General features: G+C 63.1%; 12 protein-coding genes. 5 read left to right on the forward strand and 7 right to left on the reverse strand.

Going from position 1 to position 11,566, the window contains the following annotated elements; translation table 11 throughout:
* The first annotated feature begins 71 nt into the window (after positions 1-71).
* Entirely contained in the window at positions 72-503 is a 432-nt protein-coding gene (locus tag K359_RS0114730; RefSeq protein ID WP_029080043.1) for a hypothetical protein, read from the forward strand.
* Between the two features lie 11 nt (positions 504-514).
* Here the strand turns inward: K359_RS0114730 and K359_RS0114735 are convergent, their stop codons facing one another.
* The 5 genes from K359_RS0114735 to xoxF5 form a co-directional block, all read right to left on the reverse strand.
* Entirely contained in the window at positions 515-1,468 is a 954-nt protein-coding gene (locus K359_RS0114735) for a hypothetical protein (protein ID WP_029080044.1), read from the reverse strand.
* Positions 1,469-1,616: 148 nt separating this feature from the next.
* A complete protein-coding gene (gfa, locus tag K359_RS0114740; protein WP_029080045.1) occupies positions 1,617-2,180 on the reverse strand; it encodes an S-(hydroxymethyl)glutathione synthase in 564 nt (187 codons plus the stop codon).
* Between the two features lie 34 nt (positions 2,181-2,214).
* Entirely contained in the window at positions 2,215-3,324 is a 1,110-nt protein-coding gene (locus K359_RS0114745; protein WP_029080046.1) for an S-(hydroxymethyl)glutathione dehydrogenase/class III alcohol dehydrogenase, read from the reverse strand.
* A 49-nt stretch (positions 3,325-3,373) separates the two neighbouring features.
* Positions 3,374-3,850: a c-type cytochrome, methanol metabolism-related gene (locus K359_RS0114750; RefSeq protein ID WP_035976611.1), complete on the reverse strand. Its 477-nt coding sequence runs from the start codon at positions 3,848-3,850 to the stop codon at positions 3,374-3,376.
* 123 nt (positions 3,851-3,973) lie between these two features.
* Complete coding sequence (xoxF5, locus tag K359_RS0114755; protein WP_029080048.1) at positions 3,974-5,779, reverse strand: lanthanide-dependent methanol dehydrogenase XoxF5; 1,806 nt, start codon at positions 5,777-5,779, stop codon at positions 3,974-3,976.
* Between the two features lie 442 nt (positions 5,780-6,221).
* Here xoxF5 and K359_RS0114760 point away from each other — a divergent pair, with 442 nt between their 5' ends.
* Positions 6,222-7,196: a helix-turn-helix domain-containing protein gene (locus K359_RS0114760; protein WP_029080049.1), complete on the forward strand. Its 975-nt coding sequence runs from the start codon at positions 6,222-6,224 to the stop codon at positions 7,194-7,196.
* Between the two features lie 30 nt (positions 7,197-7,226).
* Positions 7,227-7,643 (forward strand): YkvA family protein, encoded by a 417-nt coding sequence (locus tag K359_RS0114765; RefSeq protein WP_051346134.1) that lies wholly within the window; start codon positions 7,227-7,229, stop codon positions 7,641-7,643.
* 96 nt (positions 7,644-7,739) lie between these two features.
* Here K359_RS0114765 and K359_RS0114770 read toward each other — a convergent pair whose 3' ends face one another.
* Positions 7,740-9,104 (reverse strand): histidine kinase, encoded by a 1,365-nt coding sequence (locus tag K359_RS0114770; RefSeq protein ID WP_029080051.1) that lies wholly within the window; start codon positions 9,102-9,104, stop codon positions 7,740-7,742.
* A gap of 180 nt (positions 9,105-9,284) precedes the next feature.
* Between K359_RS0114770 and K359_RS0114775 the strand changes: the two genes are divergently transcribed.
* Complete coding sequence (locus K359_RS0114775) at positions 9,285-9,905, forward strand: response regulator transcription factor (RefSeq protein WP_029080052.1); 621 nt, start codon at positions 9,285-9,287, stop codon at positions 9,903-9,905.
* Positions 9,906-9,935: 30 nt separating this feature from the next.
* Positions 9,936-10,775, forward strand: a complete 840-nt coding sequence (fghA, locus tag K359_RS0114780) for an S-formylglutathione hydrolase (RefSeq protein WP_029080053.1) — start codon at positions 9,936-9,938, stop codon at positions 10,773-10,775.
* Between the two features lie 197 nt (positions 10,776-10,972).
* Here the strand turns inward: fghA and K359_RS0114785 are convergent, their stop codons facing one another.
* Positions 10,973-11,452, reverse strand: coding sequence for a DUF3280 domain-containing protein (locus K359_RS0114785; protein ID WP_029080054.1), 480 nt, complete (start codon positions 11,450-11,452; stop codon positions 10,973-10,975).
* Between the last annotated feature and the right edge of the window lie 114 nt (positions 11,453-11,566).

Here is an 11,566-nt window from a genome sequence, read left to right on the forward strand (position 1 = left end):
GACAGAGGCTGCGGTCAGTCGACATGAATCGGGACGATTGAAGCACTCATGGCGCAACGCATGGAGCTGATGTGGCACTCTATTTGACGAGCATCGTGAACGCCCAGGACGTTTTGTTGAAGCTGGGCGTGCCGCTTGTCATCATGTTCTTGTCGGGGTGGATCATCATCGGGACATGGGTGAACAGGCCTGGCATCGATTCGTCAGGCTTTTCGCCGGCAGCGTCGTCGGCCCTGTTTGCCCCTGTACTCCTCGTCATCTACTTCTTGCTGCTGCAATCCGTCATGCAGGAAGGCATTGCCGCTCACGCGGAGCTCGTCATTTTATACGGCGCGATCTTCGCACCGACATTTCTTCTGCTGCCGCCATTCGCAATCATCTCCCTCGTGCGAGTGCGCCAACGGAGAGCACCGCTCGGCAATGGGCTGCTATGTAGCGCATTCGCGGCCTGGCCGATCTTGCAGGTGGTGTGGATGTGTCTGCTGTTTGGAGAGTGGGAATAGATCGGGTCAAATTACCTGCCGATCGCGGTCTGCAGCAGCGCCTGGGCCTGTTTGGTGGCCTCTGCGAATGCCGGTTGCTCTGGCGCGTGCTGAACGAAGCAGCGCTTGAAGGCGTCGTCGCCCTGCTGGCGCAAATCGCCAAGCTTGTCATAGGCCTTCTTCGTGATCTCTTTGCGATCGAGCTTCTCGGCCGCCGCGTCGGCCTTCTTGTTGTAGTCGGCACGAATGGTCGCGCAGGTCGGCACCTGCACGGCGGGCTCGATCTCGCCACAGGCGATGTAGAATTTGCCGCCAGCAAGCGCCGCGACGAACACCTCATCGCCGGCCTCGGGGGTCGAATCCTGGGTGCGGCCGGCCAGGAAGCCGTAGGTCAGGGTGGCCGGCGACGGCTTGGCGACCGGCAGTTGGTCGAAGTTGATCACTGCGGCATCGGTTGAGATCGCCTGGGTGTAGAGGCCTTCGAACTTCAGGGCCGCTTCGATCTGTTGCGGCACGTTCTTGCTGCCCTTGTCCCACCAGGTCTTGTGCTCGTGCAGCCAGCGGGTGAACAGGGCTTCGGTGGTGACGATGATATGGGCCTTCGGCTCGACGAAGCTCCCGTCGGGGCGCTGCCAGCCGATCTTGCCGCCGTCCCTGCCCTTGTCGGCATCGAAGCGCAGGCCGTCCAGCATGCCGAACCCCATATCGCCGTTATATAGAGTGTCGAGGTTGAGCTGGGCGGGCGCAAAGCCCGGCCAGGCGGACTCGGACAGGATTGCGGTGAGCTGCGTCTTCAGCTCGTCGCGCGCCGCCGCCTCGGCCTTGTCGACGGCCTCGCCGGTCTTGCCGTCCTTCGCCTGTTTGGCGAATTTGGCGATCGCGGCGTCACGCGCGGCAATGTAGCGGTCTTCCAGCGACGCCGCGTGGGCGTGCGAAAGGACCAGGATCGGGGAAAGCGCGAGGGCAAGGCGGAAGATAAAATGCATGCCCTGTGGTCGCCCGCAGGGCATGCAAGGTTCAAGGTCACGGGTACTACCAGCATATCCGACACCGGCAGCCCTCTGCCGGCGCAGGATCTCGTCAGGCCCGGCCGTTCAGGCCGCCTCCATTAGGCTGCCTTAAGATTAGGCTGCCTTAGGCCGCCTTGGAGTTCGCCACGTGGGTGGCGATTGCGTCCATCAGCGGCGGCGACAGGCAGTCATAGGGCTCGAGCCCAAGCTCCTTCAGCCGCGACCGGATCCCGGCCATATCGGCCGGCTTGACGCCGGACTCGATCACCGACGACACGAAAGCGGCAAATCCCGGAGCCGCCGAGCCGGACTCCTGGAACAGCTCGGGATGGATGAAGTCGAGGCCGTAGAACGGATGGCCCTTGTTCTCGATCCGGCCGTACATGTGAGTGCCGCAGCCCGAGCAGGCGTGGCGCTGAATCACCGCCGCCGTATCGACGATCTTCAGCTTGTCGCCGTTTTCCAGCACGGTGACGTTCTCGCGCGGCACCACCGCGACCACCGAGAAGGTGGCGCCCGAGGGCTTCCAACACTTGGTGCAGCCGCAGGCGTGGTTATGGGCGACGTCGCCCTTGACCCCGACCTTGACCTTCTTGTCCGCGCATTTGCAGACAAGCGTGCCGCCGGCAAAACTGCCGGAGCCTTGCTTGACGCCGTTGTCGATTGACGGGTGGATATGAACAGTCATTGACCTATCCTCCTAGTGCTTGGTGTTTTGATTCTTAGAACACGACGACCGAACGGATCGACTTGCCCTCGTGCATGAGGTCGAAGCCCTTGTTGATCTCCTCGAGCTTCAGCACGTGGGTGATCATCGGATCGATCTGGATCTTTCCGTTCATGTACCAGTCGACGATCTTCGGCACGTCGGTGCGACCGCGCGCGCCGCCGAAGGCGGTGCCCTTCCAGACCCGTCCGGTGACGAGCTGGAACGGCCGGGTCGCGATCTCCTTGCCGGATTCCGCAACGCCGATCACCACCGAGACGCCCCAGCCTCGGTGGCAGGCTTCCAGCGCCTGACGCATCACGTTGGTGTTGCCGGTGCAGTCGAAGGTGTAGTCGGCGCCGCCGTCGGTCAGCCCAACCAGGTGCTGGACGATGTCGCCGCTTACCTTGGTCGGGTTGACGAAATGCGTCATGCCGAACTGGCGGCCCCAATTGTCCTTGGAGTCGTTGATGTCCACGCCGATGATCTTGTCGGCGCCGACCATCTTGGCGCCCTGGATCACGTTGAGGCCGATGCCGCCGAGGCCGAACACGACGACGTTCGAGCCTGGCGTCACCTTGGCGGTGTTGACCACCGCACCGACGCCGGTGGTGACGCCGCAGCCGATGTAGCAGCTCTTGTCGAACGGCGCGTCCTCGCGAATCTTGGCCACCGCGATCTCGGGCAGCACGGTGAAGTTCGAGAAGGTCGAGCAGCCCATGTAGTGGAAAACCGGCTTGCCCTTGTAGCTGAAGCGCGAGGTGCCGTCGGGCATCACGCCCTTGCCCTGGGTGGCGCGGATCGCGGTGCAGAGATTGGTCTTCTGGCTGAGACAGCTTTTGCACTGGCGGCATTCGGGCGTGTAGAGCGGGATCACGTGATCGCCCGGCTTCACCGACGTCACGCCGGCGCCGACCTCGCGAACGATGCCGGCGCCTTCGTGCCCGAGGACCGACGGAAAGATGCCTTCGCTGTCGAAGCCGTCGAGCGTGTAGGCATCGGTGTGACAGATGCCCGTCGCCTTGATCTCGACAAGGACCTCGCCGGCCTTGGGGCCTTCCAGGTCGAGCTCGACGATCTCAAGCGGCTTCTTTGCTTCGAATGCGACTGCGGCGCGGGTCTTCATCTTGGTCTCCAACAAATATTAAACAGGTTGCCGTTCGCGCCGGACACGCTCACTTCTTGTTGCCCATGCAGGCGTCTTCCGCCTTGGTGTAGGCTTCCGATTTGTCTTCGTGCTTGGCCGGCCGAACACGCCCGGTCGCATCATTGGCGCGGGCGCGCAGGTACACATAGAGGTCGTCCATGTAGCAGGCAACGTTCGGGTTATCGCCGAATGCCGGCATCACGTTCTCCTGCGCCGTGGAGACATTCTTGCGGCCGCTCGCGACCACGCCCATGAAGTCGGCATAACTCATGGTCTTCAGCGAATCCTTCAACGCCGGCGCGTAGGTCGAGCCCATGCCATCGGGTCCGTGGCAGACGTGGCACTCCGAGTGATAGCGGCGGTATCCGGAGTAGGTGTACCAGTCCACCGTGCCGTCGGGCGCCACCTTGAACGTCGGGTCTCCATCCTTGTCGAGATACTTGCCGTCCTCGGACTTGACGGCGGTCGGATCACCCGCGTCCTCGGCGGAGGCAACTCCACCCATTGCCACGACAAAGATCGCGGCACTCACAAACCAGATCTTACGCAAAAGCATATCCTCGCGTGCAGATTGAAGACGGTCCGGCGCATGGAGATCGCTCCATGCGCCGGAACGAGCTTGCTCAGCTCACTGCTGCGGCAGCGAGAACACGGTGAGCGTTCCGCCGAGCGCGGTGTAGTTGCTCAGCGCGGCATAGCCACCGACCGCACCGAGACCGGCCGTCGGATCGGTCAGACCGGCCGCGAGGCCGATGCCCGCCCAACCGCCAACACCCGACAGAATGGCGATGTACTGCTTGCCGCCGTTCTCATAGGTGGTGACGTTGCCGATGATGCCGGACGGGGTCTTGAACTTGTAGAGTTCCTTGCCCGTCTTGGCGTCGACTGCCTTCAGGTAGCCTTCCAGCGTGCCGTAGAACACCACGCCGCCGGCGGTCGCGAGCGCACCCGACCAGACCGAGAACTGCTCCTTGTTCGACCACACGATCTTGCCGGTCTTGCCGTCCCAGGCGATGAAGTTGCCCATGTGGGTTTCACCGGGAGGCGGATACATCGACAGCGTCGCGCCGACATAGGGCTGACCTGCGGTGTAGCTCACCTTGAACGGCTCGTAGTCCATGCAGACGTGGTTGGTCGGCACGTAGAACAGCTGGGTGTCCGGCGAATAGGCCGCCGGCTGCTCGTCCTTCGAACCGAGCGCCGCCGGGCAGATGCCCTTCACGTTGACGTCCTCGCCCGCCTTGTCGGTCGACGCTGCGTCAAGAACCTTCGGACGACCATAGGTCGGCGAGCTCTTGTTCATGTCGACGCCGGAGGTCCAGTTCACCTTCGGATCGTACTTCTCGGCGACCAGCAGTTCGCCGGTGGCGCGATCGAGCGTATAGCCGAGGCCGTTACGATCGAAATGCGTCAAGAGCTTGCGCGGGGTGCCGTTGATCGATTGATCCGAGAGGATCATCTCGTTGATGCCGTCATAGTCCCATTCGTCATGGGGCGTCATCTGGTAGACCCACTTGGCGACGCCGGTATCCGGGTTGCGTGCCCAGATCGTCATCGACCACTTGTTGTCGCCCGGACGCTGCTTCGGATTCCAGGTCGAGGGGTTGCCCGACCCGTAATAGACGAGGTTCAGTTCGGGATCGTAGGAGATCCAGCCCCAGGTTGCGCCGCCGCCGATCTTCCACTGATCGCCTTGCCACGTCTTCAGGCTCGAGTCCTTGCCGACCGGCTTGCCGAGCTCGGTGGTCTTGTCGTCGACCAGGATCTGGTCATCCGGACCTTCCGAGAAGCCACGCCAGACCTGCTTGCCGGTCTTGATGTCGTAGGCGGTCACATGAGCCTGGACACCGAATTCGCCACCGGAGATGCCGAGCAGAACCTTGTCCTTGACCACCAGCGGCGCGGAGGTGCCGGTCGAGCCCTTGCTGGGATCGCCGTTCTTCACCGTCCATTCCACCTTGCCGGTCTTGGCATCGAGCGCGACCAGCGTGGTGTCGGCCTGGTGCAGGAAGATCTTGCCGTCGCCATAGGCAACGCCGCGGTTGACCGTGTCGCAGCACATCACCGGAATGACGTTCGGATCCTGCTTCGGCTCATACTTCCAGACGATCTTGTTGTCCTGCGAAAGGTCAAGAGCATAGACCTTGTTTGGGAACGGCGTGTGGACGTACATCATGTTGCCGATGATCAGCGGACCGCCCTCGTGGCCGCGCAGCACACCGGTCGAAAACGTCCAGGCGACCTGCAACTTTCCGACATTCGAAGCGTTGATCTGATTCAGCTTCGAATAGCGCGTATTGGCATAGTCGCCAGCCGGCATCACCCAGTCTTTCGGGTTCTGCGACATCTTGCTGAGTTCGTCATTGGCGTTGGCGGCTCCGGCGGCGAACACCGCCATGGCGCCAAGGCTGGTCGCGTAAAGCAACTTGCGCATCGTGGATTTCCTCCCAGGGTTCAAGAGCTCAAGGGTTTCCGCCGAAACGGCCCCACTTCTTCCATTTTGGTTGCTCAGTGGTAGTCCCATCGAACCGTGCTGACTTGCCCAGCAGCGAAGCGCCGTTTGCTCAGAAGCGAAGCTTTGTCAGATTTTTGCGGCCGGGCCCCCAATTGGCAGGAAAGGCCGCCTCATGTTGCAGGGCATCAAACGCCCTCGGTGCCGTTCCAGCGTCAGATGGAAGCGGCCCAAGGTTGCGCTTGACGCGCCCAGAACTAAGTCGGAGGATCACCCGACATTAACCGGGAAGAAATCCCGTCAACCGGGAAGAAATCCCGTCGCCTCCCTAAGCTGTTCAGAATCAGGGAGAAGGCGCATCATCCCGGGCCAGACCTAAGCTCGGTGAGCAGTCACGTTGGGGATCGAATCGGTGGCTGGAAAGATGACCGATACAGTCCATTCACTCAGCACGAACGGTTTGACGCCCAAGCGTCAGATCCAGCGCTGGTCGGATGCGCTCACTGACCTCTGCGGTCAGTTCGACGTCGATGCGCTCGAGGGATCTTCGCTCGAGGGCCGGATCAATTTCACGACGGTTTCGCGATTGAAGCTGTGCCAGATCGAGGCAAGCCAGCACCGGATCGCGCACACCATCTCGCGCATCAAGCTGAGCGAGCACCCCTACATCAAGATCGTGTTCCAGACCCACGGCGTCTCGCATTTCGAACAGGACGGCCTGCACTTCGACATCATGCCGGGCGACTGCTTCGCCTACGACGTGTCCTGCCCGCATACGATCATCAGCCCGTCCCTGACCCGTCACGAGGTTGTCATCGTGCCGAAGGACCTGCTGAAGGAGCGCGGCTTCCAGCTCTCCAAGATGGCGCCGTGCAAGCTGTCGGCGCGCAACGGCACCGGCCGCATCGCCTATGATTTCGTCCATGCCGCGTTCGGCGAGGCACCGACACTGACCCCGGTCAACGCGGTCGGCGTCGCCGATGCGCTGATCGACCTGCTGCTGCTGCCGCTGCGCGAGACCGGCGCAATGTTCGACCGCGGCAGCGCGGAGGCGACCTATGTGCGGGCCCAAGGCTTCATCCGCGAGCATCTGCGCGATCCTGATCTCTGCATCGACCGCATTTCCGCGGCGCTCGGCTGCTCGAAGCGCTATCTGCACATGCTGTTCAGCGATCGCGGCATGACGGTCAGCGACTACATCTGGAAGGCTCGGCTGCAGAATTGTCGGCAGGAGCTGGAATCACAGAACGGCAAGACCATCACCGATGTCGCGTTCTCCTGGGGCTTCTCGAGCTCCTCGCATTTCAGCCGCGTGTTCCGGAAGTATTTTGGCATCGCGCCCTCCTCCGTCCACAAGGGCCTGCACGGCGGCATGCCGGCTGACGTGGTGCTGGAATAGCGTTTCCGCCTGGCGTGCAGGCGTCACGCCATGCTGTCCGCGACCAAACTTTCCTCGATCAAGCATTCACTCAAAACCTGGGCGCGCAACCTTAAGCGAGACAGCGTCGCGCTGTATCTCGCAGCGCGTGATCCGCGCGTGCCCTGGTACGCCAAGGCCGTTGCCGTCGCGGTGGCCGCCTACGCGCTGTCGCCGATCGATTTGATTCCGGATTTCATCCCCGTCATCGGCTATCTCGACGACCTGATCCTGCTGCCGCTCGGCATCTGGCTTGCGATCGCGCTCGTTCCGGACGAGGTGATGGCGGAATGCCGCGCCAAGGCCAGCACCATATTGCAGCGTCCGACCAGCTGGGCGGGCATGATCGCGATCATCGTGCTCTGGATCGCCGGCGCACTGGCGCTGGTATGCGCCGCCTTCAGATACTGGCCGCGATCCGCCTCCTAGAGCGTTTTCGAGCAAAGTGGAGGCCGGTTCGCGTGAAGAAAACGCGTCAAAACAAGAATCTCGAGCTTCGGTTCTGATTCAATCAGGACCGAAGCTCTAGGCGCGCGCGGCCTTCGGCACCAGCGCCTCGACCGTCACGCCGTCATCGCCTGAAGTGATATTGAGCGTGCCGCCAAGCGCGAGGATTCGCTCCCGCATGCCGGATAGACCGCGCCCAAGCCGGTGATCCCCGAGCATACCGCGGCCGTTGTCGCGAACCCGCACCAGCGCGCAGCCACGGCTGCCGCGCGGGCCTGCCTGCCGCTCCGCCGGCTCGATCATGATGTCGACTTCAGTTGCGCCGGCGTGGCGAAACACGTTGGTGAGCGCCTCCTGGACGATGCGATAGATCGTCAAATCGGCCATCTCGCCGGTATCGCCGAGATCGGGCGAAATGCGGCTATCGATCTCCACCTCGGGGTGCGACTCACCCCACATCCGCACCAGCGCGCCCAGCGCTTCCGCAAGCCCGAGCTCGGCCAGTCCAACCGGCCGCAAGCGCTCCAGGATGCGGCGGGTGAACTGCTGCAGCGCATTGACCTGCTCGAGGATGGCATTGCCGTGCTTGCGCAGCGCCGAAGGATCGGGCTTTTCGACCTCCGACAGCCGGTTCAGCGCGCCGGCATGCGCGCGCAGCGCAAACAAATACGGCCCGAACTCATCATGCAGTTCGCGTGCGATCTCCTTGCGCTCGGAATCCTGCAGCGACACCGCGCGTTCGGCCAGCTGCCGCTTGCTGTCCACGGCTTCGCCAAGGGTCGCCGCCAAATGGTTCAGTTTGGCACAGATTGCCGCCAATTCCGGCGATCCGCCGGGCTCGACGCGCGCATCGTAATCCCCGGCCTCGATGCCGGTCATGGCCTGCGACAGCGCCTCGAGCGGCGCAAGCGCACGGCCGACCACCAGCATCGTGACGAGAAGCAGCGCCACCGCAATCGCGGAGCCGACCTCGAGCTGGGTGACGATGCCGTCCCAGATCTCGACCATTTCGTCGTCCGGATGCGAGGTGATGACCAGCGATTGCGGCTTGCCGTGAACCGAGATCGGCACCCGCACCGAGGTCTGCTCGGGATGCACCAGCGCGACGAACCACTCGGGCGGGGCGCGCGGATCGCCAGCCTCCTCCGCCCGGTCCGCCGGCTTTGCGGTCGCGTCATCCTGCCGCGAGATGCTGACATGGCGCAGCCGGCTCAAATCCTCGACGATCTGATCGAGCCGCGCATCGGGGTCCGGCGCCTCGTCGAGACCGGCCACGATCGTCGCGACAAACTCGCGCGCCAGCCGGATCACGCTCTGGTCCTCGGCCTGGACACGCGGCCCCGCTTCCAGTACTAGCCGCGCAATATTGATGCCCAGTCCAAGCGCCAATATCAGCGCCAGCAGCAGGTTGATCCGTGCGCGCAAGGATAGCTTTTGCCACATGACGTTGCCCCCGACCCGCGATCCCTCCTCCGAGAGGATCGTTGACAGCCAAATTTGCCCGGCTATCTAATCGCAGCCTATCGCAATCTCGCGCGAGGTGCACAAGCGGTCGGAACCGACGTGTCCTGGTGCAAACCGATGTGATGATGAGTGAATCAAGGCAGGTCGCGGAACAACGCCATGCGCATTCTGATTGTTGATGATCATCCCATCGTCGCCTCGGGTTGTCGCACCGTGTTCGCCGACGATCCCGAGATCATCCTGCTGGAAGCTGCGGATGCCGAGAGCGGCGAACGGGCTTTCGTCGCTGAAAAGCCCGATCTCTGCGTGATCGACATCAACCTGCCGACGGTCTCCGGCTTCGAGCTGGCGCGCCGCATTCTGTCGCACGATGCATCGGCGCGCCTCATCATGTTCAGCATGAACGACGACCCGGTGTTCGCCGCCCGCGCCATCGATATCGGCGCCAAGGGCTATGTTTCGAAGACCGGCGACCCCAACGATCTGGTGGAGGCAGTGCGCGAAGTCGGCAATGGCGGCGTCTATTTGCCGCCCGCGATCGCACGCAATGTCGCCTTTGCGCGGCCGGGCTTTGCGCAGAATCCGCTCTCCAAGCTGACCTCGCGCGAGATGGAGATCCTGCGCCTGCTCAGTTCCGGCAAGAGCCTGTCGGAGATCGCCTGGCTGGTGCATTCGTCATACAAGACGGTCGCGAACACGTCATCGATCATGCGTCAGAAGCTTGGCGTGCGCACCTCGGCCGAGCTCGTGCGCCTCGCGATCGAGAGCGGCGTCGGCTGACGCAGCACTCCAACCCAGAGGAATACGACAATGCAGACGGTTTCCCAGAACAAGTCGCATGGCGGCACACAGGGCGTGTACCGGCATCCAAGCCGCGAGACCAGGACCGACATGACCTTCTCGGTGTTTGTCCCGGAGCATGCGGCCGGCGCCAAACTGCCTGTGGTCACCTACCTGTCGGGCCTGACCTGCACGCACGCCAACGTCACCGAGAAGGGTGAATTCCGCCAGGCATGCGCCGAACTCGGCCTGATCTTCGTTGCGCCCGACACCAGCCCACGCGGCGAAGGCGTCCCCGGTGATCCCGCCAACTCCTATGATTTTGGCCTCGGCGCGGGCTTCTATGTCGATGCGACGGAGCAGCCGTTCGCCACCAATTACCGGATGTGGAGCTACGTCACCGAGGAATTGCCAAAGCTGATCGCCGAGCAATTCCCGGTCGACACGGCGCGGCAATCGATCCTCGGTCACTCGATGGGCGGCCATGGCGCGCTGACGGTGGCGCTGCGCCATCCGGATCGCTATCGCGCGGCGAGCGCGTTTGCGCCGATCGTGGCGCCGTCGCAGGTGCCATGGGGCAACAAGGCGCTCGGCGGCTATCTCGGCAGCAACAAGCAGGCGTGGCGAAAGCACGATGCGGTGGCGCTGATCGAGGACGGCGCCCGCTTCTCCGATCTGCTGGTCGATTACGGCGATGCCGACGGGTTTCTCACCGAGCAGCTGCGGCCGGAGCTGCTGAAAGCCGCCTGCGCGAAGGCCAACATTCCCCTCACTCTGCGGCGTCAGCCGGGCTACGACCACAGCTACTACTTCATCTCGACCTTCATGGCCGATCATCTGCGCTGGCACGCCGCGCGGCTGAAGGCCTAAGCATCACTTAGGACGACGCCGGTCCATCTCCGTCACCCCCGCGCAACGGCTTTGCCGTTGTCGCTGGAGGAGCCGCGTAGCGGCGTCTCGAAGGGTCGACGGCCCCGACTTTCTCCGCGCGGCTGTAGGTGGGCCGTCATCCTTCGAGACGCGCTACGCGCTCCTCAGGATGACGGGGAAAAATCCGTGCGCGCGAGCTACCGTGCCTGCGGCGCGCCGTAATTCGGCGCGAGCAGGCGGTTGCGCACGAGGTAATTGGTGGCGCGCGACCAGGATTCGTCGGTATTGCCGCGCATGTCGGCGCTCGCCGCGGCCAGCAATTGCCCGCTGTGCACGTCGCGCAGATAGAGATTGATGTTGAGGATCAGGTTGGAGACCTTCTGCACCACGCCTGTCATCACGAGATCGGCGCCCAGCTCGCCGGCCAGCTTCACATCGCACCCGCCGCAGGCCTGAAGATTGCTGCCGTGTGCCGCAGCATTGACAGGCGCGATGTCGAGCACGCGGAACCTGCCTGATTCTGCGAGCTCCTTGCGCACCTGATCGCCGGTCCGGAGCAGCCGCGCCTGCTCGTCAGTCCGCGGCCCGTTGACCTCGCCTTGCAGGCTGGTGTCGATCATCTCGAGGTCGAACACCGCGAGCCTGGGCGGCTCGGCGCGCGCGGCCGCCGCAGACATCACCAGCAATGAGACGACGAAGGCGAACGTTGATCTCATGATTGTGAACCAATCGAATTTGTAACCTCGCAACGACAAAAAGCGGGGTTGCAAGCTAGGCCAATTCGGTCATCT

The organism is Bradyrhizobium sp. th-b2 (assembly GCF_000426785.1).
In the GTDB taxonomy this organism is placed as follows: Bacteria; Pseudomonadota; Alphaproteobacteria; order Rhizobiales; family Xanthobacteraceae; genus Bradyrhizobium; species Bradyrhizobium septentrionale.